Genomic DNA, 23,609 nt, shown 5'->3' on the forward strand with positions numbered 1-23,609 from the left:
GGCCGCTTCGAAAGCCGAAGCGGCCCGGACTCTGAAATGTCGCATGCCCCGGCCCGCCGATTGATCGCCAGCGCATCGCTCTGCGCCATGCTTGCCGGATTTTCCGCGGCCATCGCCGGCGGTTTCGACCTACCGAGCACACGCAGCGACCTTTCCGAGACCGATCTCAAACGCGTGGCCGAGGTCACGCGGCCGACGACGGATTTTTCCGAGGCCGAGCAATACGAAGCGATGCAGGCGGGGGCGGCGACCTCGGTCGATCCCGTCACGGAGGACAGCTTCTCGCATATTTCGGCCAATATACCCTTCGATGAAGAGCAGAATTTCAAGCTCGGCAATGCGCTGTTCCGCAAGCTCTGGGTTTCCGCTCCTTCCTCGACACAGGCCTCCGATGGCCTTGGGCCGTTTTTCAACGCCCGCTCCTGCATGAGCTGCCACGTCAATGACGGCCGGGGCAAACCGCCGGAGGGCGGCCCAAGCGCCACCTCGATGTTTCTGCGGCTGGCACGCGCGGCCAAAACGTCCGAGGAAAAGAAGGCGATCGCGAATGCCGATATCGTCAACTTTCCCGATCCGGTCTACGGCCATCAACTGCAGGACCTTGCCGTTCCCGGCCTTGCCGCCGAAGGCAAGATGGCGATCAGCTATCGCGAGGAAAAGGTGACGCTTGGCGATGGCGAGGTCGTGTCGCTGCGCCGGCCGAATTATGCGGCGACGAATCTCGCTTACGGGCCGCTTGACGCAGCGACGACCATTTCGGCGCGAATGGCGCCGGCGATGATCGGCCTTGGATTGATCGAAACCATTCCCGAGGCCGATATCAGTGCCCATGCCGACCCCGATGATGCAGACGGCGACGGCATTTCGGGCAAAGCCGCGATCGTGCGCGACCGCCGCAGCGGCAAGATCGCGCTCGGCCGCTTCGGCTGGAAGGCGCAGAACGCCACGGTGCGCGATCAGAGCGCCGACGCCTTCGCCAACGATATCGGCATCTCGACGCCCGACCGGCCGGACGCACATGGCGACTGCACGAGCGCAGAAGAAAAATGTCTTGAGATGCAGACCGGCGTGCAAAAGCGGCTGGGCGAAGAAGAAGCACCGGGACCTATTCTCGAGCTCGTCACCTTTTATTCGGAAAACCTGGCCGTGCCGGCGCGCCGCAAGGCGAGCTTTCCCCGGACGCTGCAGGGCAAGCGGCTTTTCTACGAAACCGGCTGCATTTCATGCCATGTGCCGAAATTCGTTACCCGGCGGGATACCGCCAACAAGGCGCAGTCCTTCCAGCTGATCTGGCCCTATTCCGATTTTCTCCTGCATGACATGGGCGACGGCCTTGCGGACGGGCAACAGGTGGGCCTTGCAAGCGGACGTGAATGGCGCACGCCGCCGCTATGGGGTATAGGACTGACCCGGACTGTCAGCGGACACAGCTTTTTCCTGCATGACGGCCGTGCGCGGGATCTGACCGAAGCGATCCTCTGGCATGGCGGCGAAGCTGAAAGGGCCCGCAACGCTTTCTCCTCCCTGTCCCGAGACGATAGGGAGGCACTGATTACATTCCTGGAGTCACTTTGATGCGCCTTTGGCACCCCCTGCTCTGCCTCACTCTGATCGGTCTCGCCACATCGGCGGCCGCCCAGACAGCCGCGCCTCCGGCAGGGTTGAACGAGGATGCCGTTCCCGCCGTGATGCAGCGTGCGGTCGACGAGGTGATCCGCCCCGGCTATCGCAACATGCAGCAATCGGCCGCCCGGCTGACGACGGCGATGAAGGATCTCTGCGACGACGGCACGCAACAGACGCTCGACAAGGCGAAATCAGCTTTCGACGACACGATCCGCTACTGGTCGACCATCGAGATCGTCCAGATCGGCCCTGTCATCCAGGACAATCTCTTTGAGCACATCCTGTTTTATCCCGACCGCAAGGGTGTCGGCCTGAAGCAGGTGCAGGCGTTGATCGCCAAGGCCGATCCGAAGGATGCCACCGTCGATGCCATCGCCGGCAAGAGCGTCGCGCTGCAGGGCCTGACGGCGCTGGAATATGTGCTCTACGGCAACGGCTCCGACGACCTCGTCAAGCAGAAGGGCGGTTTCCGCTGCCTTTACGGCCAGGCGGTCGCCGGCAATATCCAGCGTGAGGCGGGCGAAGTCGTCGCAGCCTGGGAAAAGCCCGACGGCGTGCAGGCGAGCTGGAAACATCCAGGCCCACAGAGCAATGATTTCATCGACGACAGGGAAGCCGTGACAGCACTGCTCGGCATTCTCGTTCACGGTGCGGAAAACGTCCGCGACCAGCGGCTGGAGCAGTTCTACAAGGGCAAGGACACCGCGCCGCGCCCGCGCATGGCCATCTACTGGCGTTCGAAGAACACCTGGAAATCCATGGCTGCCAATCTGGAGGGCCTGCGCACGCTGTGGCAGAAGGCCGGCATGGCCGAGCTTCTGCCTGCGGACAAGAAGTCAATCGCCGCTTCGATCGACGAGGATTTCAAATCGCTGCTCGACAGCGTACCGAAGCTCAATCCCGACATCGACGTCGCCGTGAGCGATGCCGAGAAGCCCAAGCTCGACGCGCTGCTTGCAGAAAGCCGCGAGCTGATCACCAGAATAAGTGACGAATATGGCGCGGCGATCGGCCTTTCGGCAGGCTTTTCCTTTTCGGACGGAGACTGAAGAGATGATAAGAAGCACGACGATCGATCGGCGCAGCTTCCTCAAGGCGGCAGGGATCGGCTTCCTGGCGGCTTTGACACCGAGGTCGCTGCTGGCCTTGGAACGCACGGACGCCGTCTACGCCTCGGGCATTCGCGCCGCCGACGGCTCCTTTGCCATCGCGACCGTCACAGAGCGCGGCGAAATCATCGATGAGGTGGCGCTCCCCGCCCGAGCCCACGGCATGGCATTCAGCGCCGCCACGGGCAAGACGGTCGCCTTTGCGCGCCGGCCCGGCACCTATGCGATGATCTTCGACCCTCGGAACAAGGGCGAGCCGATCGTCATCAGCTCCCGGGAAGACCGGCATTTCTACGGCCACGGCGCCTTCTCTCCCGATGGCCGCCTGCTTTACGCCAGCGAGAACGATTTCGATGGCAATCGCGGCATGATCGGCATCTACGATGCAACCGCCCGCTTCACCCGCATCGGCGAGTTCGAGACCTACGGTATCGGCCCGCACGACATGACCGTTTCCGATGACGGGCGCCTTCTCATCGTTGCCAATGGCGGCATCGAGACACATCCGGACTTCGGCCGCACCAAGCTCAATCTCGGGGCGATGCAGCCGTCGCTGGTGTTGATCGATGCGGCAACGGGCGCGTTGATCGAAAAACACGTGCTGCCGGACGAATGGTCGCAGCTGTCAACCCGCCACGTCGACCTCGGCGGCGAGGGCCGCATCTGGTTCGCCTGCCAGTACGAGGGCGGCCGCAAGGACCTGCCGCCGCTCGTCGGTCATTTCGCCAAGGGGGAAGATCTTTCCTTCGTCGAGCTGCCGGAGGAGACGACGCGCAGGCTTGCCAATTACGTCGGGGCGATCGCCGTCAATCGCAGCGAAGGCCTCGTCGGCATCACTTCGCCGAAAGGCGGCGCGTCGGTGACGATCGATGCCAGGACCGGAAAGGTGCTGGCCGAAATCGCCGTTCCGGAGGCGGCCGGCATCGCGCCGGCACGCGGCGGCTTTGCGGTCTCCTCCTATGAGGGCGATTTCCTGTCCAGGCGCAGCGACGTCGCCTGGGACCAGCATATCGTCCGGATCTAGGCATCTGGCGCTAATGTCCAGCCAAACGCGGCTCGCAGGGTTGCCCCGGCGACACGGCTTGGGGTTTCCAGCGGCGTCCAGATGGATTTCTGCGACGTTCAGCTTGTCGAATCCAGCCCGCCATGCCACTTTCCCGGCTTCGAGAGGGGTAGCCATGAGCGAGACTGACAGGGGCGATTTCCGCGCGCGAATCCGCCGCAATTTTGCGCGCCAGGCGGCGATGCAGACGATCGGCGCGGAGCTGACGCGCGTCGAGCACGGCGTAGTCGAGATCGAGCTTCCCTTCGACGTCAAGCTGACACAGCAGCACGGCATCCTGCATGCCGGCATCATTTCCGCGGCGCTGGATTCGGCCTGCGGTTTTGCGGCCTACAGCGTCATCGACCCGGAGGCTTCGATCCTGACGATCGAGTTCAAGGTCAATCTCATGTCGCCGGGGCGTGGCGAGCGCTTCCTGTTTCGCGGGGAAATCACCAAACCCGGTTCCACCATCATCGTCGCCGATGGGCGAGGCTATGCGATCAGCGACGGGCCGGCGAAGCTCATCGCCTCCATGACCGGAACGATGATGGTCATACGCGGGAGAGAAGGAATTACGGGATGAAGTTCGAACTGAAGTCGGTCGCGGGAAAATCCATGCTGTTCGTCATGGCGGCGGAGGCCGAATATGGCCCCTTCCTGCGGTCGCGCATCGAACCTTTGATGACCGGCGTCGGCCCGGTCGAGGCGGCGGTCGCGCTGACCAAGACCTTGGCGCGGCTCGATGCGGCCGACGACCTGCCGGATCTCGTGGTTTCGCTCGGCTCGGCCGGTTCGGCAAAACTGGAGCAGACCGAGGTCTACCAGGTGAGCTCGGTTTCCTACCGCGACATGGACGCCTCGCCGCTCGGTTTCGAAAAGGGCAGGACGCCTTTTCTCGACCTGCCGGCGGCGCTTGAACTGCCGTTACGCATTCCCGGCATTCCCGAAGCCAGCCTTTCCACCGGCGGCAATGTGATTTCGGGTGCAGCCTATGGCGGCATAGACGCCGATATGGTTGACATGGAAACCTACGCGGTGCTGCGCGCCTGCCAGGGCTACAAGCTGCCGCTGATCGGCCTTCGCGGCATCTCCGACGGCGCGGTCGAGCTGCAGCATATTTCCGGATGGACCGAATATCTGCACATCGTCGACCGCAAGCTCTCTTACGGCGTCGACAGCCTGTGCACGGCCCTGGAGGACGGCGTTTTCTGGTTCTAGGCTGCGCACCGCGCCCCCTTGTCAGGCGCGCGGGGGGACAATCGGAACAATAAAAACCCGATGCCGAAGATTTCCCGGATTGCAAGGCGAAGCGCTTTTCATTAAAGCCTCGCCATGACCCAGACAGCACATCCCGACTCCGTTCTCATCGTCGATTTCGGCAGCCAGGTGACCCAGCTCATCGCACGGCGCGTGCGCGAGGCCGGAGTCTATTGCGAGATCGTTCCCTTCCAATCCGCCGAAGAAGGCTTCAAGCGCCTGCAGCCGAAGGCGGTGATCCTGTCCGGCAGCCCGGCGTCCACGGTGGACGAGGGATCGCCGCGAGCGCCTGACATCATCTTCGACAGCGGCCTGCCGGTCTTTGGCATCTGCTACGGTCAGCAGACGATGTGCATGCAGCTCGGCGGCAAGGTCGAAAGCGGCCATCACCGCGAGTTCGGCCGCGCCTTCCTCGATGTCGACAAGGATTGCCAGCTGTTCGAAGGCCTCTGGTCCTCCGGCTCGCGCCATCAGGTCTGGATGAGCCATGGCGACCGCGTCACCGCACTGCCCGAGGGTTTCGAGGTGGTCGCCACCTCTTCCAACGCGCCCTTTGCCTTCATCGCCGACGAGAAGCGCAAATATTACGGCGTTCAGTTTCACCCTGAGGTCGTGCATACGCCTGACGGCGCCAAGCTGATCGGCAACTTCATCCACAATGTCGCCGGCATCAAGGGCGACTGGTCCATGTCGGCCTATCGCCAGAAGGCGGTCGACGAAATCCGCAAACAGGTCGGCGACAAGCGCGTCATCTGCGCGCTTTCGGGCGGCGTCGACAGTTCGGTTGCAGCACTCCTGATCCACGAGGCGGTCGGCGACCAGCTGACCTGCATCCTCGTCGACCACGGCCTGATGCGCAAGGACGAGGCGGCCAATGTCGTTGCGATGTTCCGCGAGCACTACAATCTGCATCTGCTGCACGTCGATGCGTCGGACCGCTTCATCGGCGAACTCGAAGGCGTCAGCGACCCGGAAACCAAGCGCAAGATCATCGGCCGGCTCTTCATCGAGACCTTCGAGGAAGAGGCAAAGAAACTCGGCGGCGCCGATTTCCTCGGCCAGGGAACGCTCTATCCCGACGTCATCGAGAGCGTCTCCTTCACCGGCGGCCCGTCGGTGACGATCAAGTCGCATCACAATGTCGGCGGACTGCCGGAGCGAATGAAGATGCAGCTCGTCGAGCCGCTGCGCGAACTGTTCAAGGACGAGGTGCGCGTGCTCGGCCGCGAACTCGGCCTGCCCGACAGCTTCATCGGCCGCCACCCCTTCCCAGGCCCCGGCCTCGCCATCCGCTGCCCCGGCGGCATCACCCGCGAAAAGCTCGAGATCCTGCGCGAAGCCGATGCGATCTACCTCGACGAAATCCGCAAGGCAGGCCTCTACGACGCCATCTGGCAGGCCTTTGCCGTGCTGCTTCCTGTCCAGACCGTCGGCGTCATGGGCGACGGGCGCACCTATGAATTCGTCTGCGCGCTGCGCGCCGTAACCTCGGTGGACGGCATGACGGCCGACTTCTACCACTATGACATGGAATTCCTCGGCCGCGCCGCCACCCGTATCATCAACGAGGTGCGCGGCATCAACCGGGTGGTCTACGACGTCACATCGAAGCCGCCCGGCACGATCGAGTGGGAATGATTTTGCCCATTCGGCGGTATCCGAGAATACGGCACGGACTACATAGGACACTGGTAATAAAAAGACGGTGGCGGCCTATCTCGTGCTGTAATGCCGTCACGCTGCATGCATTATTCGGTTCTTTGCCTGCTTGATGTCACGGACGGGAGGCACGCCGAACATGCGTCCATACTCGCGGGTGAACTGTGGCACGCTTTCGTAGCCAACCGCATAGGCCGCGTTGCTTACCGGTTGTCCCTCAGACAGCATCATCCGCCGCGCCTCAATCAGACGCAGTTGCTTCTGAAACTGGAGCGGCGATAGCGAGGTGATCGCACGAAAATGCTCATGGAAGGACGACACACTCATGCCGGCCACTTCCGCGAGACGTTCGACGCCCAGCGGCTGGTCATAACACTCTCGAATAAGCGCTACGGCCTTGCCGATGCGCTGGGCATGACTGTCAATCACGCCCAGACTACGGATCGCTGATCCATGGCGGCCGGCGAGCAGCCAGAAATGAAGCTCGCGCATCAGTTGCTCCTGCAGCACCGGAAGGACGGAAGGGCGATCGAGCACGCGCAACAGCCGCAGCGCCGCCTCGGCGACCTCGGCTTCGGTAGGATCAACCCGGACCGGCCCGTCGACAGACCCCTGTACCGCGCGCATCTCGACTGCGAGTGGCTTGATCACCGCGGGATCGAGCTCGAAGACGAAGGAGTAATAGGGCACACCAGCATTCGCGCGTGTGATCTGACTGACAGTCGGCACGTCAGCGGCGATCAGCAGCGAGTCGCCGGCGCCGAAGTCGAAGGTCTGACTGCCCATCGTTACCCGCTTGCCACCCTGCACAACGAGCGCAACGAGAGGTCTATTTATCGCATATTGCAATTCGCTGGGTGCGGTCGCGCGGATCATGCTGAGCCCGGGCACGGGTGTACGAGCAATGCCGAGATCATCGGCGTTGGCATCGGCGTAGCGGCGAACGGCTTCTAGCAGCGTCTGTGTCACGCCAGCCATTCTATGCACATGACTCGCTTGCGCAAGCTGGCTTGGACAATCGGGCAAGAACGTCGCCGTTCCGCCCTCAGGAGCGACAAGAGCGGACGCAAGCCATACTGATCGTCGTGCTATCTGACGCGCCCCTGTTGCCATCAAAACCTCTCTCGACAAAGGCGCCGCCGGTGACCGGCGGCGCCTTTTACGCTGCGCTTGCTGGCGGCTGCAGCATTAAATTACCTGGCCACCGGAGACCTCGATGCGCTGCGCGGTGATCCAGCGATTGTCGGGGCCGAGCAAGCTGGCGACCATAGGCCCAATGTCATCGGGAACACCGACCCGACCGAGAGCGATCATGCCGGCGAACTGCTTGTTGAGGTCCGGCATGTCGCGCACGGCACCGCCGAGGAAGTCAGTTTCAATGGCGCCCGGCGCCACCGTGTTGGCGGTGATGCCGCGATTTGCAAGTTCCTTGGCCATATAGATGGTCAGTATCTCGACCGCACCCTTGGCTGCGGAATATGCGGAGAAGCCGGCCGCGGAGACACGCGTGAGGCCCGACGAAAAATTGACGATCCGACCACCGTCGGCAAGCAGTGGCAGAAGCGTCTGCGTGAGGAAGAATACGCCCTTTACATGGGTGTTGAAGAGTGCATCGAACTGCGCCTCGGTCGTTTCAGCGAAGCTCGCCATTTCGCCTTGCCCCGCGTTGTTCACCAGATGGTCGAAGTTATCGCGGCTCCAGGTCGTCGACAGGGCCTGCCGAGCAGTGTCGGCAAATGTCCTGAACGAAGAAACGTCCGCCACATCGAGCTGCAGTGCTACCGCCTTGCGGCCAAGAGCCTCAATCTCGGCAACGACTGCCTTCGCCTGTTCGGCGCCGTTTCGATAAGTCAGGATGACATCGCCGCCATGGCGCGCGATGCTGATCGCGGTATTGCGGCCGAGGCCGCGGCTCCCGCCAGTCACGAGGGAAATGGTCGTCATATTAGGTCTCCTTCATCGTGCGTTTCGACGACCTTCTTATGGAGCCTTCTCCAACCCGCGGGTTGCCGGTTTGTCGAGCAGTCTTGCCTGTTTCTCCGGAGATGCACCGCAGATCGACCCAACACTCCGCCGGAAGGTTTTGGCCCCCGATCATGCAGCCTGCACGTGGAGCGCCATGAACACAAACCAATTGCAAAATGAAATCAGTCGAGCTACCCTGACCCAATTGGAAAGTGCCATGGTTGTAGCGCCGATGTGCCGCGAAATGGAAGGAAGTTGGCATGGCTAAGCTCGTGTTCGGAATGAACCAGTCACTGGACGGCTACGTCGACCATATGGCGTTCGCGCCAAGTCCCGTGCTCTTCCGCCACTTCATCGAGGGGACTCAGAGGCTGGCGGGCAGTGTCTACGGCCGGCAGATGTATGAGGTCATGCGTTATTGGGATGAGGATCACCCCGAATGGGATGAAGAGCAACAAGCCTTTGCAGCGGCGTGGCGGAAACAGCCGAAGTGGGTGGCCTCGCGCTCGTTGACGTCGGTCGGTCCCAACGCCAGCCTTGTTGGGGATGATCTCGAGGGCGCGATGCGGGCGCTGAAGGCCGAGCGCGATGGGGAGATCGAAGTTGCCGGCCCGAACCTGGCGCAAAGCCTTACCGAACTCGGCCTGATCGATGAGTACCACATCTATCTGCATTCCGTCGTGCTCGGCCACGGCAACCCCTATTTCACCGGGGCCCGACCGCCGCTCCGCCTTGTGAGCCACGATCGGGTTGACGAGAATGTGATCAAGCTGATCTATGTTCCTGCCTGATCTCGCGAACAATCCCGCAGCTTCCCTGCGGCAGGCTCGAAGCGCTTGCCGGGACGGACCTGGATGGCACCGCAATCGGTCCATTCTGACATGTGCGTCCTCAAGGGACTGTCGAAGACCGGCAGCGCCAGGGTCCGATAGCGGCGCCTTAGGAACGTTCTCCCTCCAAGAGTCGTGCAGCAAGCCGTACGCGATGGTTTCGAGGCGTAGGGGCCTGTCGTCGGCCATCATGATCTCCGTTCCCGATGCACCTGAATCAATCAGCGAGTCCCGACGCATTACGACCTGCCGGACTTCCTGACGTAATCGATCAACGCACGCAGTTTCACTGGCTGCCGCTGGCGCCTGGGATAGTAGAGATAGAAGCCGGGAAATGGAGGGCAGAAATCCTCCAGCAGCGGCACTAGCTCGCCGCAATCGATATAGGGCGCAAAGGTTTCCACCATCCCAAACGTGATCCCAGCTCCGGCGCAGGCCATGCGGATCATCATTCCCATGTCATTGGTCGTGAGCACGGGATCGACGGCGACGTCGAAGTCGCGGCCATTCTCCGTGAATTCCCAGCGATAGGGTGCCGTGTCCGGGCGCGGACGCCATCCGATACAGGCATGGTTCTGCAGGTCGCGAGGATGGCGAGGAGGAGCGTGACGCTGGAGATAGGTAGGCGATGCGGCTGCGCATTGCCTCTGGGGATCGGAGACCGGTATTGCGATCATGTCCTGCTCGATCACCTCTCCGAGCCTTACGCCGGCATCGAACCCGGCTTCGACGATGTCGAACTCGTCGTCGGTAATGGTGATATCGAGCTTGATGCCGGGGCAGGCCCGCATGAAACCGGCGAGCAAAGTTCCGGACAGGAAGCGCTCGGCGATGGAGGAAACGGTTATCCTCAGCAGGCCGCTCGGGCGCGCCTGCATGTCGCGCACCGCCTGCATCGCATCCCTGACCTGGCGCATCGAGGGACGAACCGCCTCAAGGAAGACCTCTCCGGCCTCGGTCAGGCTGACGCTGCGCGTCGTGCGCTGGACCAGGGGAGCGCCAAGGCGATCCTCAAGACGCTGCAAGGCCTGGCTGACAGCGGAGCGGGTAACGCCGAGGCGCTCACCAGCGAGGCGGAAATTCCGCGCTTCCGCCACGGCGAGAAAGACTGAAATACCTTCGAGATCGTCGACCATTGGTTAGTATACCTAACCAAGCCATCCGATGTTGGCAACTTAACCGCGTCGTCGGAGAAGATTATCTTCCTGTCGAGGTCAGGGCGTAGCCAAAACCTCGTGCCGACCGCTTCGAAAGGAAGAGCGATGCGAAAGATTTCCAGCAGTCCTGTTCGCTATTTTTTCACCGCGGCCATCCTGGCGGGCACTGCAATCCCGGCGTCATCCGCCGATGCTTCGGACAGCCGAAACCCTGCACGTCGACAGCCAAGCGAGAACACCATGCAGCAACATCCCTATCTCGGAATGTGGGTCACCGATGACGGCCGCGTCCGACACGAACTCCTGCCCGACAATCGTTACGACGAGGCCCGTGGAAGCCGGGAGAGCGCCTATCGCGGACGCTACGAGGTCACCGGAACGCATATCGAATACTGGGACGACACTGGCTTCACCGCCGACGGCGATTTCGTCGACGACAATACGCTCCATCATGGCGGCATGGTGCTTCGCCGCAAATAACCGTCCCCGAACGGACCATCACGAAAAAATTTCAACCAGCTCATGGAGCTTGAAATGTCTGATATCGAAGGAAAAGTCATAGCCATCACCGGAGCCAGCAGCGGCATCGGAGAGGCCACCGCCAAAGTGCTAGCCGCCGCCGGCGCGCGGGTCGTGATCGGCGCGCGCCGCAGCGACCGCCTGGAGGCGCTCGCCGGCGAAATCGAAGCCGGAGGTGGAACGGTGCGTCTGCGAAAGCTCGACGTCACCGACCGTGCCCAGGTGGAAGCCTTTGCAGACTTCGCCAAGACCGAATTCAGCCGGCTCGATGTCATCGTCAACAATGCCGGCGTCATGCCGCTCTCGCCGCTCGACGCGCTCAAGGTCGACGAGTGGGATCGGATGGTCGACGTCAATATCAAGGGCGTCCTCTACGGCATCGCGGCAGCCCTTCCGATCATGAAAGCGCAGGGATCCGGGCAGATCATCAATCTGTCTTCGATCGGCGGCCACAGCGTCTCGCCGACTGCGGCCGTCTATTGCGCGACGAAATTTGCCGTCCGGGCGATCTCGGACGGGCTGCGGCAGGAAACCAATTGCATCCGCGTGACCGTCATCTCACCCGGCACCACGACATCTGAACTCGCCGACACGATCACCGATCCGACGGCGCGGGAAGCCATGAGGTCGTTCAGGGCGATCACGATCAGCCCCGAAGCCGTCGCCAACTCAATCCTCTATGCCGTCAGTCAGCCTGACGCCGTCGATGTGAGCGAGATCATCATCCGCCCGACGGCCAGCCCGCATTGAGCCGCCGAGATCCTGTAAAAGAAACGCCGCCGCTGCTCAAAAACCCAGCGACTGCTGGGCGGGCGGCGGCGGGCCGAGCTGGACGCCTTCGAGTTCCAGCATGCGGGCCTTCGATGACGAACCACCAGGCGCCGAGAAGCCGCCGATCTTGCCCCCGGCGGCAAGCACTCGGTGGCAGGGGATGATCAGGGCGACCGGGTTCTTCGCCATCGCCTGGCCGACGTCGCGGGCCGCTTCCGGCCCGGCGCCGAGTTCCCTGGCCAGCGCCCCGTAAGTGGTGGTGCGGCCCCAGCCGACACGCCTTGCCGCCGCATAGATCTCCAGGAAGAAGTCGTCCTGGCCGGCCAAGTCGAGTTCGACGCCGGAAAAATCGGTTTCCTCGCCTCGGAAATAGCGTTTCACCGCCGCGACTGTCTCAAGGACCTGAGGCGTCGGCAGGCCGGGCTCGCCATCGGGCAGACGGCGCAGAAGCAGCCGCTCGGTAGCCTCGGCGGTTTTCGTCGGCAATTGGAATCGCAGGATGCCGGCGTCGCTCCAGGCGATGCCGCAGAAACCGCCCGCCGTTTCGAAGATCAGATAATGGCGCCTTGTCTCTGCCATGACACAGCCTCCGCGTTTTCGACCTCCCAAAGGATCGTATGGAGAGGCCCTCGTTTCAACCCGTTTCTTGCGCAAATCGTTCGTTTTTTGTTCTTAAGCTCTCATCCTCCATAATATCCTGGCGGCTCGGGACAGCGGAGCGGGCCTCAGGGCTTGGGAGCCCAGGCGATTTTTGGTTTCGTGCATGCTCTCAGGAGCCTCGGGCGGCGGGACAAGATCAACGGCGAGGCTTGCGCTCGCCGGATTTCCGGGCATAAAGCTGGAGCCTGTCGGGCTGGTGAACGCGGAGCAAGGAAAGCATGGACGTCTCGGAGATCATCATCCCAGGCGATACGCCGGGAATAGAGTGGCGGCTACCGGTGCTGCGTTTTGCTGGCCGTGATCCGAAGGCGCCAAAGACCTATATCCAGGCGGCACTTCATGCCGGCGAACTGCCGGGAACCGCTCTTCTGCACTTCCTCTGCGAGCGTCTGCGGCAGGCGGAAGGCGAAGGCGCAGTCGCGGGCGACATCACCATCGTGCCGCAGGCCAACCCGATCGGCGCGGCGCAATCGCATTTCGGCGAATTGCAGGGCCGTTTCGATCTCGGCTCGCGCACCAATTTCAATCGGGATTTTCCGCTGATCACCGTTGCCGATCGGGCAATGCTGACGGAAGACCTCGATGATTATCCGGCTACCGAGCAGCTGAAGCGTCAACTCCTGGACATGGCGCTCGGCGCCGATCTGGTCCTCGATCTGCACTGCGACGACGAATCGCTGCAATATGCCTATATCGATGAGGCCTTCTGGCCGGAGGCCGCCGATCTTGCCGCCGCACTCGACATGGAGGCGGTGCTGCTTTCGGATGGCGAAAGCTCGGCCTTCGAGGAGGCCGTCGGTTTTGCGTGGAAATATGAGGTTCCCGGCGAACGACGATCCCGGCTACCGGGAAGGCTTTCGGTAACGGTCGAGCTGCGCGGTAAGGGCGATGTCGATCCGCTGCTGGCGAAGCGGGATGCGGACGGGCTCTGGCGCTTCCTCGCCGCACGGGGGATCGTTAGCGACGAAAGAAGGGCGCCGGCCGTGTTTACCGGTCCCGCCGTGCCGCTGGACAATGTGGAGATCATCCGCGCTCCTGAAGGCGGCGCCCTGCTGTTCCATCGCACCATCGGCGACAGGGTTGCTGAGGGCGAGCTTTTGGCGACGATCGTCACCCGGCCGGGTCAGACTGACGGCAGCATCGACCTGCATGCGCCGCAGGATGGGCTGATCCTGACCCGAACCTCGGATCGGCTGGTGCGCCGGCGCGACGACCTTATGAAGATCGTCTGCGCCAGGCCCAGTAGGGCCGCACGCAAGGCCGGCACGCTAGAGAGTTGAGCAGGCGCTACCGGGGATAAATGCCGCGCGGCGTTTGCGCCGGCCCTTCCGCATGCTATCCCGCTGCCATCACAGGGAGACTGATCGGGTATGGCCGTCACCATCTATGGCATCAAGAATTGCGACACGATGAAGAAAGCCCGCAGCTGGCTGGAAGAGCACGGCGTCGCCTATGAGTTTCACGATTACAAGGCGCTCGGCATCGACCGCGCCCATCTTGAAGCCTGGATCGACAGGGCCGGCCTCGATACGGTGCTCAACCGCGCCGGCACCACCTTTCGCAAACTGCCCGATACCGAGCGCGAGAACCTGAACCGGGAAAAGGCGATCGCCCTGATGCTCGACCAGCCGTCGATGATCAAGCGGCCGGTGCTGGAGACTGAGGACAAGCTGGTGATCGGGTTCAAGCCGCAGATTTATGCCGGCACATTCGAAGACTGACAGCCGAAATGTCCAAGACCACGCGCGCGACACAGGTTCTTTCCCAGGCAGGTATTGCCTTCACCATCCACACCTATGATTATGATCCGGGCGCTGAGCGCGTCGGACTGCAGGCGGCGGAAGCCTTGGGCGAAGCGCCGCAGCGGGTGCTGAAGACGCTGATGGCCGAGGTCGACGGCAAAGCTGTCTGCGTCGTGGTGCCGTCAGATCGCGAAGTCAGCATGAAGAAGCTCGCCAGCGCCTTTCGCGGCAAGTCGGCCAATATGATGAAGCCCGCCGACGCCGAGCGGCTGACGGGCTACCATGTCGGCGGCATCAGCCCCTTCGGCCAGCGAAGGGCCGTGCCGACGGCGATCGAGGAGACCGCTCTCGCCGAACCGCTCGTCTATATCAATGGGGGACAGCGCGGGCTGCAGGTGCGGCTCGATCCCAAGGATGCGCTGAAGGCGTTGAAAGCGGTCGGCGCGTCATTGATCGCCTGATCAGAGAAAACGAGCGAGCAGAGCCGTTATGGTTTTTGCCTCGCCTTCGGCAAGCTTACTGCCGACATGGGCCTCGATCGCTGCGGCATAGACAGTCCACATCCGCGTTCGAAGCGTTCGGCCGGCATCGGTAATCAAGACCCAGCGCCCGCGGCCATCCTCGGCGAAGACCTCACGCCGGACCAGGCCCTCTCTTTCCAACCGATCGATCAGCCGGGACAGATTATACTGCGCCAGCAATGTCCGCTCCTCGATCTCGTAAGGCCGCAGCCTGCCGTCTTTCGAGCGCGCCAGTTCCCAAAGCACGTCGTACCAGGCAAGCGGCGGCATGCCCGCCGCTTTCAGATCTTCCTCGATCGCGCCGAGCAGCCGTTCGCGGGCGCGCATGATGCTGGTCCAGGCAGAGGTGGCGGCTTCGCTCGGCTTCGGTGTCTTTTCCGTCATAGATGCAGATACATTTATCTTGAACGAAGCCGCAAGCAATATTATATGCACATGCATCTACTTAGACTGCGAGGAGACGTTCATGAGCAGGCTTACCCTTATCAGCCACCATCTCTGCCCCTATGTGCAGCGCGCCGCGATCGCGCTTCTCGAAAAGGGGGTTGCCTTCGATCGCGTCAACATCGACCTTGCCAATAAGCCGGACTGGTTCCTGCAGATCTCGCCCCTCGGCAAAGTGCCGCTGCTCAGGATCGAAGAAGAGGATGGCAGCGAGGCCGTCCTCTTCGAAAGCAGCGTCATCTGCGAATATCTGGAGGAGACGCAGGCGGGATCCGCCTTGCATCCGGCAGATCCTCTTACCCGCGCCCGCCATCGCGGATGGATGGAATTCGGATCGTCCGTGCTTTCCGATCTCTGGGGCTATGAAACGGCTGCTGATGTGGAGCAGTTGGAGGCCAAGCGCAAGGCGCTCACCGCAAAGTTCACGACGCTCGAAGGAGCACTCGCGGATGGACCTTATTTTTCCGGCAGCAGCTTCAGCCTCGTCGACGCCGTCTTCGCGCCGGTCTTTCGGTATTTCGATGTATTCGACAAGCTGGGAGATAGCGGCATCTTCGACGGGCTTGAGCGGGTGATGCGCTGGCGGAGAGCGCTCGGCGAGCGCCGGAGCGTGCAGGTCGCCGTCGGCGAGGACTATCCGCAGCGGCTGATGGAGTTTCTCGACAAGCATAAGTCGATCCTGCTCAGGCTGCCTGCCGCCGCCTGAGACGTCATGGTGAAAGCGGTCGGGCATCGCGCTCCGCGGCTTTCAAATCGGCAGCGGCGCGCTTCATTTTCGCCGCAAACGGGTCTAAGTCTTTCAGCCTTACCTCGATGACAAAGGCAGGTTGAACCATGACTTTCATGCCCCAGAGCCAGAACACCGTTGACCCCGTCAAGCTCGAGAAGCTCGCGGAAGTCGCCGTCAAGGTCGGGTTGCAGCTGCAGAAGGGCCAGGATCTGGTGATAACCGCGCCTGTCGTGGCGCTGCCGCTCGTTCGTTTCATCACCAAACACGCCTATCAGGCCGGGGCCGGGCTGGTGAGCACCTTCTATTCCGACGAGGAAACGACGCTTGCGCGCTTCCAATATGGCAGCGACGAGAGTTTCGATCGCGCCTCCGACTGGCTCTACGAGGGCATGGCCAAGGCCTATGCCAATGGAGCGGCCCGTCTGGCGGTCGCGGGCGACAATCCTATGCTGCTTGCCGAGCAGGATCCCGGCAAGGTCGGCCGCGCCAATCGCGCCACATCCACAGCATACAAGCCGGCGCTGGAGAAAATTTCGAATTTCGACATCAACTGGAACATCGTCTCCTATCCCAACCCCTCTTGGGCGAAGGTGGTCTTCCCCGACGATCCCGAACCGATGGCGATCGCCAAGCTTGCCAAGGCGATCTTTGCGGCCTCGCGCGTCGATCTCAATGACCCCGTCGCTGCCTGGGCGGAACACAATGCCACTCTCGCCAAGCGCTCCGCCTGGCTGAACGGCGAGCGCTTCGCCTCGCTGCATTTCCAGGGACCGGGCACCGATCTGACAGTCGGCCTCGCCGACGGGCATGAATGGCACGGCGGCGCATCCACGGCCAAGAACGGCATCACCTGCAACCCGAATATTCCGACCGAAGAGGTCTTCACCACGCCGCATGCCTTGCGGGTCGAAGGCCATGTGTCGAGCACCAAACCGCTGTCGCACCAGGGCACGCTGATCGATAATATCCGGGTGCGTTTCGAAGGCGGGCGGATCGTCGAGGCTAAGGCGTCACGCGGCGAAGAGGTCTTGAACAAGGTGCTCGATACCGACGAGGGTGCGCGCCGGCTCGGCGAGGTGGCGCTTGTGCCGCATTCCTCACCGATCTCGGCGAGCGGCATCCTGTTCTACAACACGCTTTTCGACGAAAACGCCTCCTGCCACATCGCGCTCGGCCAGTGCTATTCCAAGTGCTTCCTCAACGGCGCGGCCCTCAGCCAGGAGCAGATCAAGGCGCAGGGTGGCAATTCCAGCCTGATCCACATCGACTGGATGATCGGCTCGGACAAGGTCGACATCGACGGTATCACACCGGACGGTTCGCGGGTTCCGGTGATGCGGCAGGGCGAATGGGTCTAAGCGGCATCATCGTGCGCTGACTGAGCCAGACGCCGGCAAGCACCATGGCGAAGCCGGCGATCTGTACCGGCGTCAGGCTCTGGCTAAGCGCCAGCCAGCCGAGCAGGGTCGCGACCACAGGGCTCAGAAAACCGAGCGAAGAGATCGCCGACGGCTCGATGCGCGACAGGCCGCGGAACCAGAGCAGATAGGTGAAGGCTGCGCCGATCAAGCCAAGATAGGCGATGCCGGCAAGGTTTGCGGCGGTCGGCATGGGCAGCGCCGGTTCGAGCAGAAGGGCGAAAGGCACCAGAAGGATGCCGCCCGCCGTCAATTGCCAGGCGGTGAAGGTAAGATTTGAGACCGGCGGTGCCCAGCGCCGTGCAAGCACGGTGCCGAACGCCATCGAGACGGCGCCAGCAAGGCCTGCGGCGACACCGATGGAATCGAGCGCCGCCTTTGGCGTCAACACCAGCAGCCCGACGCCGACCATGCCGACGAATCCTGCCACCACGGCCAGCGGCTGGATCGGCTTGCCGAGAAAAACTCGCGACAGCGCGATGACGATCAGCGGCTGCACGGCGCCGACGGTTGCGGCAACGCCGCCCGGCAGCCTGTAGGCCGAGACGAAGAGCATCGCCCAGAAGAACGAGAAGTTCAGCGCGCCGAGAATGAAGGCGCGGCCCCACCACACGCCCGTCGGCAGCTTCCGGACAATCAGCAGCAGAAGCAGGCCCGCCGGCAGGGCGCGCAGCAGAGCAACCGTCAACGGATAGCCCTGGGGCAAGAAGGATGTGGTGACGAAATAGGTGCTGCCCCAAATGGCGGGGGCGACAGCGGTGGTCAGCACATCGGCGAGATAGCGAGCATTTGTCTTCATATCAAGAATCTCTACTTCAAGATAAGTTCAGCATAGAGCTTTTTATCTTGACGTCAAGATATCTGATGATATCGATGTGGCATGAGCGAACAGAAGCAGGATCATGTCGACAGGATTCTGGCGCAATGGCGGCGCGAGCGGCCGGATCTCGACGTCGAACCGATGGGCATCCTCGGACGCCTGAAGCGCCTCGGCACCCATCTCGGCCGCGAAGTCGAAGCCGTGCTCATGACACACGGGCTTTCCACCTCGGCCTTCGACGTGCTGGCCACACTTCGCCGCTCCGGCGCACCTCATCGGCTTTCGCCGGGCGAGCTCCTGGAAATGACGATGGTCAGCTCTGGCACAATGACGAACAGGATCGACCAGTTGGAGAAGGCGGGCCTGGTCGAGCGTATCGTCAATCCGCAGGATCGGCGCAGTGTGCTGATTGCGCTGACGGAGAAGGGGCTTGCGACTGTCGAAGAGGCGGTCGGCGCCCATGTCGCCAATCAGCAGCGGCTGACGCGCAACCTGACGGCCGAGGATAAGGCCGCGTTCGACCGACTACTGAAGAAGTTCCTGTCGGACTTTGAATAATCAGACTTCAGCGAGCGCCTTGTGGACGCGCTCCAGATGCGCCTTGCGCCTGGCATCAGTCGTGCGGTCCATGTCGTGCAGGCTCAGCATGCGGAAGACGAGCTTCTTCGAACAGAAATTGGCGATACCGCGCTTCAGCAGGCGGCGGACGGGATTGCCCATATAGAGATGCACCAGCCACCAGGGCGAGCCCGTCGTCGTCAGCGCATAGAGCAGCCTGATATTGGTGAGTTCAGGCACGATCCGGCCGCCGGCGGCATCATGCCTGAAAGCCACACCTGGTGCGAAGACGCGATCGAAGAAGCCTTTCAGGATGGCGGGGAAATTGAACCACCACTGCGGAAAGACGAGGACGAGACCGTCGGCGGCCTTCAACCGGGCAACGGTATCGGCCACATCGGAGGTATCGTAGGACATATCGAAGTAAGCACGGCGCTCGGCCACGGAGAGGCGTGGATCGAAATTCTCAGCGTAGAGATCGAGGAGATCGACGACATGACCGGAGGCTTCCAGCGCTTCGCGAGCCGTGTGCGCGACCGAGGCGGCGAAACTTTCCGGCAGCGGATGGGCAAGCACAAGCAGGATCCGCATTGTCAGAACAGGCTTCCCTGCTTCGTCGGCTCCGCCGGTTTTGTGCTGCGCTTCTTGGCGCCACCAGGCGGGTCGCCGCCTTCCGTGGTCATGGCGCCGACACGGCCGTCGGCAAATTCGATGGCGATGCTCGCGCCAGCGGAGAGTGCGGCGGCCTGTGAGACCGGCCTGTTATCCTCATCGCGAATCACCGCGTAGCCGCGTTTCAACACATTCTTGTAGGAGAGCGACTGCAGCACGCGGTCCTGCGCCGAGAGCTCGGCGCGGGCGCGCGTCAGCTGGTGGCGGATCGCCGTATCGGCATGGCGGGAAAGATTGCCGAGACGTTCGCGGGAGCGGTCGGTTTGCGCTTTCAACCGTGCCGGCAGCGAAGCAAGGATCGCCTCGGCGCGCGCGACGCGTGACGCCGAGCGGTCGATCAGTCGTTCGACCATGCGTTCGGACCGCACCATCCGCTCGTTCAGCGTCTGACGGCGCTCGGCAATACGGCCGGAAAGAAGGTCTGGGCGCAGATGCGCGGCAACGCGCTCGAAGCCGCGGCGCTTGTTGATCGTATTCAGCTCCAGCCCACGGCCGAGGCCTGCCGCCGCCTCGTCGAAACGACGGCGTGGCAAGGCGAGAAGCTGATCGAGCGAGGGCAATGCCCGCATCAGACTACGGACGGATTGGCGGCGCTGATCCATCTGCCGGTTCATGCAGCCCTGCAGGCGGGCGGCAAGAGCGGCAGCTTGCGCCTCGAGCTCCGCCTTGACGGGCACGGCCATCTCCGCCGCCCCGGTCGGCGTCGGAGCGCGGACATCGGCGGCATAGTCGATCAGCGTCCAGTCGGTCTCGTGACCGACGGCGGAGATCAGCGGTATCCGGCTTGCGGCAGCAGCGCGCACGACGATCTCGTCGTTGAAACACCAGAGATCTTCCAGGCTGCCGCCGCCGCGCGCGACGATCAGCACATCCGGGCGCGGGATGGCGCCGGTCGGCTCGAGCGAATTGAAGCCGCGAATGGCGTTCGCCACCTCCTCGCCGGCCCCCTCTCCCTGAACCTTCACCGGCCAGACGAGGACATGCACCGGAAAACGGTCGGAAATGCGGTGAAGGATATCGCGGATCACGGCGCCGGTCGGCGAGGTGACGACACCGATCACATGCGGCATGAAGGGCAGCCGCTGCTTGCGGGCCGCATCGAACAAGCCCTCGGCGCCGAGCTTGCGCTTGCGCTCTTCGATCAGCGCCATCAGCGCGCCGGCGCCGGCCGGCTCCAACGTCTCGATAACGATCTGATATTTCGAGGAGCCCGGAAAGGTGGTGACCTTGCCGGTGGCAATCACCTCCATGCCTTCCTCGGGGCGGAACTTCAGCCGCGAGAACGTGCCTTTCCAGATAACGGCGTCGATGCGCGCACGGTCGTCCTTCAATGCGAAATAAGCGTGGCCGGAGGAGTGCGGACCGCGATAACCCGATATTTCGCCGCGCACGCGAACCTGATCGAAGGCGGTTTCGACGGTCCGCTTGATCGAGCCGGAGAGCTCCGAAACCGAATATTCGGCAAGGTTGGTCGGCGAATCGCTATCGAAGAGGTTGCTCATCCCTTCTTTCTATTTCCATTGGCGGGAAACGGGAAGATCGCGACCGCCGATGAGAACTGTTTTCCCGGCTGCTGAGCCGTTGGCGTGGAAAAAGGCGCCCATGCCATCAAAATCATGTCCAGGCATTGCGTGCATGCGCTCGTTGCAGCAGGTAAAATGACAAGAAAAACGGGAAAATTCGCTTCCCTGGGGAACGCATAGATAAAAGGCGCGTTTCCTATGAAAGGGATTGCTAACCACCGCAATACAAACGATTTTTGGCCGAGAGAGCCGGTAAATCTTTGTTAGTTGGCGCTTCCTATGCTTCCCCTCGTTCTCTCTGGGAAGGTGCTGAAATGATTATTCTCACAGCAGCAGCATTGGGCATCAGCGCCGGGTTAATGCGCTCGGCCGCCGGGATCGCGTTGGTCGCCGCGCTGATCGGCATGAGCTTCACGCTGGCGGCGATAACCTCGCCTGGGCCGGTGTCACTTCTGGCGCTTGTTTATGCCATTCTCGGCTATAATGGCGGCCTGATCCTCTTCGTCCTCGGGCTCTATGCCAGCGACCGTCTGCGGGCCCTCCGTACGTCGCACTGACGTCAGCGCATCATAAAGGCTGTCGGCGTCAATTCGCCGTCGGCCGGTAACGAAAGAACTGGATAACTGCGTCCGGAGCCTTCGGAAGTGGCTCAAGATAGGGCGGAATATTCCCTCTGCCGAGTTCAGCATAGAGACCATCCGGTTTCAGCTTTGCGAGCTCGCGCGTCTGCGGGTCCTTCGGGCAAAAGGCAAGCACCGTCACACCGGCCCCCTTCAGAAAGGCTTCCGCCTCTAGGGGCTTTGCCAGGCCGATATGCATCTCCGTCAGCATGCCGCCCTGATTGCGGTGATAGGGGGCGGAGAGAACCCGGTTTTGGGTGAAGCGCAGGATTGATACCCCCATTTCCGACGGCGCGGAGACCAGCCCGACCGAAAGCCCTGCAAGCGGCGCCAGCGCCTCCTTGGATGTGCAGGAAATCGCTTTTGTCGGCTCCCCTGCCTTCTTCTGCTGATCGTTTTCCATCTGCAGCGAGACAAGCCCGCCACCGATGGCCCAGACGGCCGGAACGCTCGCGAGTACGCTCATCACATAGACGAAGGCGGCGGCGATATTCTCGCTGTCGCTATTGGAGATGCGCCTGACATCGATGATCAGCAAGGCGAGCGGCAGGATGGAAAGCAGGTTAGAGAAAGCGGCGCCGCGCACCTGGACCAGCGCAATCGCCCAGCTCGTGGCCAGCAGGAAGAGCAGGACCAAGTGGATATGCACGCGGTCGCCCTGAATGATGCGAAAGATGCAGACGGCAATGCCGAGGAGGCCTGCCGCATAGAAGGCACCGATCGAGTGCGGATCGGTGCGCGCCAGCGCTAGGAGCGACTGGGCTTCCGAAACATGCCGCAGCCAGAGTTCGACCAGCATCGGATCGAGACTGCCCAGCGGATCGCTCAGGCATTGCGGTGAGATGAGGATCGCCGAACCGAAAACGCCGGCGCCGACAACGGCGAGAGCGGCAAAGCGCAAGGGCCGACGCAAGCGGCTTGCAAAAACCGCCGAAAACAGCAGGAGACTGCCGCCGATCGCCGCCAGACTGTAATAGCCGATCGAGAGATTGTCGCAGGTGACCATCGCATAGAGCCGGGGCGGCACCGTTGCGAAGAAAAGAATGTTGATCGCTATCGTCAGCGACAATCCGAATGCCCGGGCGGCGACGGCGACACTCTCTCCTTCCCATGCCCAGACCAGGGCGACTGTGAGGCAGACGGCAGCAACGAAAGGGGTCGTCTCAGCGCCGATGGCGATGGCGACAGCCGCGGCAACGCCGGCGATGGCATAGCACCAGCCGCGACGCTGCGGATCGACGAGCATCGCCACCATCGTCGCAACCAGCGCCAGTTGCACATTGTGATGATCGATGGCGCCCGGGGCGAAGCGGTTTCCGGTAAAGATCGTCAACGCGGTCAGACCGAGAGCGATGTGCATGCCGGCAATCCCGCCGATGCGCCGGCCGGCGAAGCCCATGGCAAGCATGACAGGAAAGATGAGCGATAGCGGCCAGACGGCGAGCGCCAGCGCCTCCGCCGTTTCGCGCGGCGCAAACAGGCCAAAGAACCAGATCAGCGAAGCGATCGGCAGATCGATCAGCCTCGACCAGTGCATCAGCGTACCGCCGGCAAGGCCGAGACGATATTGCATCAGATCGAACCAGCCCTGGCCGGCAAGAAAATCGCGAACCTCGACAAGACGCATGCCATCGTCATTGTCGGGACCGACATAGTCGGTGGCGCCGAAGAGTTTGGTAACAAGAATGACGGCGGCAAGGATGACGCTATAGGCGATGACGACCGGCCAGAGACGCGTCAGCAGCGCCCTGAGTCGGCTCCTCTGGGCGGCAGCGACGGACAATGCATTGGCGATCGGCTGCACGGCATTCATCGTGGTTAGTACTTCGTTTGCAGATGGCCGAACCTTAACGGGCGCCGATCAAGAAAGTGTAAAGCCGTCTGCGGATGCGGCCGATTTTGCCTGCGTCATAGGGTCTTATTAACGCTGCCTGTTTTAGTCTGGGTGACGGCTTCTTTAGTG

General features: G+C 62.3%; 26 protein-coding genes. 16 read left to right on the forward strand and 10 right to left on the reverse strand.

What is annotated here, in order from left to right:
* Window positions 1-36 precede the first annotated feature (36 nt).
* The 6 genes from FFR93_RS18900 (at window position 37) to guaA (ending at window position 6,675) form a co-directional block, all read left to right on the forward strand.
* Window positions 37-1,575: a di-heme oxidoredictase family protein gene (locus FFR93_RS18900; RefSeq protein ID WP_138394339.1), complete on the forward strand. Its 1,539-nt coding sequence runs from the start codon at window positions 37-39 to the stop codon at window positions 1,573-1,575.
* Window positions 1,575-2,675, forward strand: a complete 1,101-nt coding sequence (locus tag FFR93_RS18905) for an imelysin family protein (RefSeq protein WP_138394340.1) — start codon at window positions 1,575-1,577, stop codon at window positions 2,673-2,675. Before FFR93_RS18900 ends, FFR93_RS18905 begins: the two co-directional genes overlap by 1 nt.
* Window positions 2,676-2,679: 4 nt before the next feature.
* Window positions 2,680-3,759 carry a DUF1513 domain-containing protein gene (locus FFR93_RS18910; protein WP_138394341.1) on the forward strand — a complete coding sequence of 360 codons (1,080 nt, stop codon included), beginning with the start codon at window positions 2,680-2,682 and terminating at the stop codon, window positions 3,757-3,759.
* Between the two features lie 154 nt (window positions 3,760-3,913).
* On the forward strand, window positions 3,914-4,363 hold the full coding sequence (locus FFR93_RS18915; RefSeq protein WP_085776653.1) for a PaaI family thioesterase: 450 nt from the start codon (window positions 3,914-3,916) through the stop codon (window positions 4,361-4,363).
* A complete protein-coding gene (locus FFR93_RS18920) occupies window positions 4,360-4,998 on the forward strand; it encodes a 5'-methylthioadenosine/S-adenosylhomocysteine nucleosidase (RefSeq protein ID WP_138394342.1) in 639 nt (212 codons plus the stop codon). Before FFR93_RS18915 ends, FFR93_RS18920 begins: the two co-directional genes overlap by 4 nt.
* Before the next feature lie 114 nt (window positions 4,999-5,112).
* Window positions 5,113-6,675, forward strand: coding sequence for a glutamine-hydrolyzing GMP synthase (gene guaA, locus FFR93_RS18925; RefSeq protein ID WP_064707697.1), 1,563 nt, complete (start codon window positions 5,113-5,115; stop codon window positions 6,673-6,675).
* A 96-nt stretch (window positions 6,676-6,771) separates the two neighbouring features.
* Here guaA and FFR93_RS18930 read toward each other — a convergent pair whose 3' ends face one another.
* Together FFR93_RS18930 and FFR93_RS18935 are read right to left on the reverse strand one after the other, a co-directional pair.
* Window positions 6,772-7,674 carry an AraC family transcriptional regulator gene (locus FFR93_RS18930; protein ID WP_171049215.1) on the reverse strand — a complete coding sequence of 301 codons (903 nt, stop codon included), beginning with the start codon at window positions 7,672-7,674 and terminating at the stop codon, window positions 6,772-6,774.
* A 210-nt stretch (window positions 7,675-7,884) separates the two neighbouring features.
* Window positions 7,885-8,640: an SDR family oxidoreductase gene (locus FFR93_RS18935; protein WP_138394343.1), complete on the reverse strand. Its 756-nt coding sequence runs from the start codon at window positions 8,638-8,640 to the stop codon at window positions 7,885-7,887.
* Window positions 8,641-8,921: 281 nt separating this feature from the next.
* On the opposite strand from FFR93_RS18935, the gene FFR93_RS18940 reads away from it, so the two are divergent.
* Entirely contained in the window at window positions 8,922-9,452 is a 531-nt protein-coding gene (locus FFR93_RS18940) for a dihydrofolate reductase family protein (protein WP_138394344.1), read from the forward strand.
* Between the two features lie 278 nt (window positions 9,453-9,730).
* Here the strand turns inward: FFR93_RS18940 and FFR93_RS18945 are convergent, their stop codons facing one another.
* Window positions 9,731-10,627 (reverse strand): LysR family transcriptional regulator, encoded by an 897-nt coding sequence (locus tag FFR93_RS18945; RefSeq protein ID WP_138394345.1) that lies wholly within the window; start codon window positions 10,625-10,627, stop codon window positions 9,731-9,733.
* Between the two features lie 126 nt (window positions 10,628-10,753).
* Here FFR93_RS18945 and FFR93_RS18950 point away from each other — a divergent pair, with 126 nt between their 5' ends.
* Both FFR93_RS18950 and FFR93_RS18955 read left to right on the forward strand, forming a co-directional pair.
* Complete coding sequence (locus FFR93_RS18950) at window positions 10,754-11,128, forward strand: Atu4866 domain-containing protein (RefSeq protein WP_138394346.1); 375 nt, start codon at window positions 10,754-10,756, stop codon at window positions 11,126-11,128.
* A 54-nt stretch (window positions 11,129-11,182) separates the two neighbouring features.
* Complete coding sequence (locus tag FFR93_RS18955; protein WP_064707871.1) at window positions 11,183-11,917, forward strand: SDR family oxidoreductase; 735 nt, start codon at window positions 11,183-11,185, stop codon at window positions 11,915-11,917.
* Window positions 11,918-11,953: 36 nt separating this feature from the next.
* Here the strand turns inward: FFR93_RS18955 and FFR93_RS18960 are convergent, their stop codons facing one another.
* Window positions 11,954-12,517 (reverse strand): methylated-DNA--[protein]-cysteine S-methyltransferase, encoded by a 564-nt coding sequence (locus tag FFR93_RS18960; protein WP_064707689.1) that lies wholly within the window; start codon window positions 12,515-12,517, stop codon window positions 11,954-11,956.
* A gap of 299 nt (window positions 12,518-12,816) precedes the next feature.
* Here FFR93_RS18960 and FFR93_RS18965 point away from each other — a divergent pair, with 299 nt between their 5' ends.
* The 3 genes from FFR93_RS18965 to ybaK all read left to right on the forward strand — a co-directional run bounded on the left by FFR93_RS18965 (window position 12,817) and on the right by ybaK (window position 14,801).
* Entirely contained in the window at window positions 12,817-13,878 is a 1,062-nt protein-coding gene (locus FFR93_RS18965; RefSeq protein WP_138394347.1) for a succinylglutamate desuccinylase/aspartoacylase family protein, read from the forward strand.
* A 90-nt stretch (window positions 13,879-13,968) separates the two neighbouring features.
* Window positions 13,969-14,319, forward strand: coding sequence for an ArsC family reductase (locus FFR93_RS18970; protein ID WP_064707687.1), 351 nt, complete (start codon window positions 13,969-13,971; stop codon window positions 14,317-14,319).
* Between the two features lie 8 nt (window positions 14,320-14,327).
* Window positions 14,328-14,801, forward strand: coding sequence for a Cys-tRNA(Pro) deacylase (gene ybaK, locus FFR93_RS18975; RefSeq protein ID WP_064707686.1), 474 nt, complete (start codon window positions 14,328-14,330; stop codon window positions 14,799-14,801).
* Here ybaK and FFR93_RS18980 read toward each other — a convergent pair whose 3' ends face one another.
* A complete protein-coding gene (locus tag FFR93_RS18980; RefSeq protein WP_064707685.1) occupies window positions 14,802-15,245 on the reverse strand; it encodes a helix-turn-helix domain-containing protein in 444 nt (147 codons plus the stop codon).
* Window positions 15,246-15,327: 82 nt separating this feature from the next.
* On the opposite strand from FFR93_RS18980, the gene FFR93_RS18985 reads away from it, so the two are divergent.
* Complete coding sequence (locus tag FFR93_RS18985) at window positions 15,328-16,011, forward strand: glutathione S-transferase family protein (RefSeq protein ID WP_138394348.1); 684 nt, start codon at window positions 15,328-15,330, stop codon at window positions 16,009-16,011.
* A 4-nt stretch (window positions 16,012-16,015) separates the two neighbouring features.
* Here the strand turns inward: FFR93_RS18985 and FFR93_RS41940 are convergent, their stop codons facing one another.
* The gene (locus tag FFR93_RS41940; RefSeq protein WP_259663805.1) at window positions 16,016-16,150 is read right to left on the reverse strand and encodes a hypothetical protein; all 135 of its coding nucleotides are present in this window, start codon (window positions 16,148-16,150) and stop codon (window positions 16,016-16,018) included.
* Between FFR93_RS41940 and FFR93_RS18990 the strand changes: the two genes are divergently transcribed.
* Complete coding sequence (locus FFR93_RS18990; protein ID WP_138394349.1) at window positions 16,140-17,393, forward strand: aminopeptidase; 1,254 nt, start codon at window positions 16,140-16,142, stop codon at window positions 17,391-17,393. The genes FFR93_RS41940 and FFR93_RS18990 overlap by 11 nt on opposite strands.
* On the opposite strand, the gene FFR93_RS18995 is transcribed toward FFR93_RS18990, so the two are convergent.
* Window positions 17,341-18,252, reverse strand: a complete 912-nt coding sequence (locus FFR93_RS18995; RefSeq protein WP_138394350.1) for an EamA family transporter — start codon at window positions 18,250-18,252, stop codon at window positions 17,341-17,343. The two genes, FFR93_RS18990 and FFR93_RS18995, sit on opposite strands and share 53 nt — an antisense overlap.
* Window positions 18,253-18,333: 81 nt before the next feature.
* Here FFR93_RS18995 and FFR93_RS19000 point away from each other — a divergent pair, with 81 nt between their 5' ends.
* The gene (locus tag FFR93_RS19000; RefSeq protein WP_138394351.1) at window positions 18,334-18,831 is read left to right on the forward strand and encodes a MarR family transcriptional regulator; all 498 of its coding nucleotides are present in this window, start codon (window positions 18,334-18,336) and stop codon (window positions 18,829-18,831) included.
* Here FFR93_RS19000 and FFR93_RS19005 read toward each other — a convergent pair whose 3' ends face one another.
* Window positions 18,832-19,422, reverse strand: coding sequence for an NAD(P)H-dependent oxidoreductase (locus FFR93_RS19005; protein ID WP_138394352.1), 591 nt, complete (start codon window positions 19,420-19,422; stop codon window positions 18,832-18,834).
* Window positions 19,423-19,424: 2 nt separating this feature from the next.
* Complete coding sequence (gene xseA / locus FFR93_RS19010; RefSeq protein ID WP_138394353.1) at window positions 19,425-21,005, reverse strand: exodeoxyribonuclease VII large subunit; 1,581 nt, start codon at window positions 21,003-21,005, stop codon at window positions 19,425-19,427.
* Between the two features lie 335 nt (window positions 21,006-21,340).
* Here xseA and FFR93_RS19015 point away from each other — a divergent pair, with 335 nt between their 5' ends.
* Window positions 21,341-21,583: a hypothetical protein gene (locus tag FFR93_RS19015; RefSeq protein WP_064707678.1), complete on the forward strand. Its 243-nt coding sequence runs from the start codon at window positions 21,341-21,343 to the stop codon at window positions 21,581-21,583.
* A 28-nt stretch (window positions 21,584-21,611) separates the two neighbouring features.
* Here the strand turns inward: FFR93_RS19015 and FFR93_RS19020 are convergent, their stop codons facing one another.
* The gene (locus tag FFR93_RS19020; RefSeq protein ID WP_138394354.1) at window positions 21,612-23,459 is read right to left on the reverse strand and encodes a hypothetical protein; all 1,848 of its coding nucleotides are present in this window, start codon (window positions 23,457-23,459) and stop codon (window positions 21,612-21,614) included.
* Between the last annotated feature and the right edge of the window lie 150 nt (window positions 23,460-23,609).

Origin of the sequence: Rhizobium sp. MHM7A (assembly GCF_005862215.1) — a bacterium.
In the GTDB taxonomy this organism is placed as follows: Bacteria; Pseudomonadota; Alphaproteobacteria; order Rhizobiales; family Rhizobiaceae; genus Rhizobium; species Rhizobium bangladeshense.

Bases quoted from the DNA above. Each gene is read 5' to 3' on its own strand.
- FFR93_RS18935 (WP_138394343.1), bottom strand. From the start codon at position 8,640: ATGACGACCATTTCCCTCGTGACTGGCGGGAGCCGCGGCCTCGGCCGC.
- FFR93_RS18960 (WP_064707689.1), bottom strand. From the start codon at position 12,517: ATGGCAGAGACAAGGCGCCATTATCTGATCTTCGAAACGGCGGGCGGT.
- FFR93_RS18955 (WP_064707871.1), top strand. From the start codon at position 11,183: ATGTCTGATATCGAAGGAAAAGTCATAGCCATCACCGGAGCCAGCAGC.
- FFR93_RS18930 (WP_171049215.1), bottom strand. From the start codon at position 7,674: ATGGCTGGCGTGACACAGACGCTGCTAGAAGCCGTTCGCCGCTACGCC.
- FFR93_RS18920 (WP_138394342.1), top strand. From the start codon at position 4,360: ATGAAGTTCGAACTGAAGTCGGTCGCGGGAAAATCCATGCTGTTCGTC.
- FFR93_RS18915 (WP_085776653.1), top strand. From the start codon at position 3,914: ATGAGCGAGACTGACAGGGGCGATTTCCGCGCGCGAATCCGCCGCAAT.
- FFR93_RS18980 (WP_064707685.1), bottom strand. From the start codon at position 15,245: ATGACGGAAAAGACACCGAAGCCGAGCGAAGCCGCCACCTCTGCCTGG.
- FFR93_RS19005 (WP_138394352.1), bottom strand. From the start codon at position 19,422: ATGCGGATCCTGCTTGTGCTTGCCCATCCGCTGCCGGAAAGTTTCGCC.
- FFR93_RS18970 (WP_064707687.1), top strand. From the start codon at position 13,969: ATGGCCGTCACCATCTATGGCATCAAGAATTGCGACACGATGAAGAAA.
- FFR93_RS41940 (WP_259663805.1), bottom strand. From the start codon at position 16,150: ATGAAAGTCATGGTTCAACCTGCCTTTGTCATCGAGGTAAGGCTGAAA.
- FFR93_RS18995 (WP_138394350.1), bottom strand. From the start codon at position 18,252: ATGAAGACAAATGCTCGCTATCTCGCCGATGTGCTGACCACCGCTGTC.
- FFR93_RS18965 (WP_138394347.1), top strand. From the start codon at position 12,817: ATGGACGTCTCGGAGATCATCATCCCAGGCGATACGCCGGGAATAGAG.
- FFR93_RS18950 (WP_138394346.1), top strand. From the start codon at position 10,754: ATGCGAAAGATTTCCAGCAGTCCTGTTCGCTATTTTTTCACCGCGGCC.
- FFR93_RS18910 (WP_138394341.1), top strand. From the start codon at position 2,680: ATGATAAGAAGCACGACGATCGATCGGCGCAGCTTCCTCAAGGCGGCA.
- ybaK (WP_064707686.1), top strand. From the start codon at position 14,328: ATGTCCAAGACCACGCGCGCGACACAGGTTCTTTCCCAGGCAGGTATT.
- FFR93_RS19000 (WP_138394351.1), top strand. From the start codon at position 18,334: ATGAGCGAACAGAAGCAGGATCATGTCGACAGGATTCTGGCGCAATGG.
- FFR93_RS18985 (WP_138394348.1), top strand. From the start codon at position 15,328: ATGAGCAGGCTTACCCTTATCAGCCACCATCTCTGCCCCTATGTGCAG.
- guaA (WP_064707697.1), top strand. From the start codon at position 5,113: ATGACCCAGACAGCACATCCCGACTCCGTTCTCATCGTCGATTTCGGC.
- xseA (WP_138394353.1), bottom strand. From the start codon at position 21,005: ATGAGCAACCTCTTCGATAGCGATTCGCCGACCAACCTTGCCGAATAT.
- FFR93_RS18990 (WP_138394349.1), top strand. From the start codon at position 16,140: ATGACTTTCATGCCCCAGAGCCAGAACACCGTTGACCCCGTCAAGCTC.
- FFR93_RS18940 (WP_138394344.1), top strand. From the start codon at position 8,922: ATGGCTAAGCTCGTGTTCGGAATGAACCAGTCACTGGACGGCTACGTC.
- FFR93_RS19015 (WP_064707678.1), top strand. From the start codon at position 21,341: ATGATTATTCTCACAGCAGCAGCATTGGGCATCAGCGCCGGGTTAATG.
- FFR93_RS18945 (WP_138394345.1), bottom strand. From the start codon at position 10,627: ATGGTCGACGATCTCGAAGGTATTTCAGTCTTTCTCGCCGTGGCGGAA.
- FFR93_RS18905 (WP_138394340.1), top strand. From the start codon at position 1,575: ATGCGCCTTTGGCACCCCCTGCTCTGCCTCACTCTGATCGGTCTCGCC.
- FFR93_RS18900 (WP_138394339.1), top strand. From the start codon at position 37: ATGTCGCATGCCCCGGCCCGCCGATTGATCGCCAGCGCATCGCTCTGC.
- FFR93_RS19020 (WP_138394354.1), bottom strand. From the start codon at position 23,459: ATGAATGCCGTGCAGCCGATCGCCAATGCATTGTCCGTCGCTGCCGCC.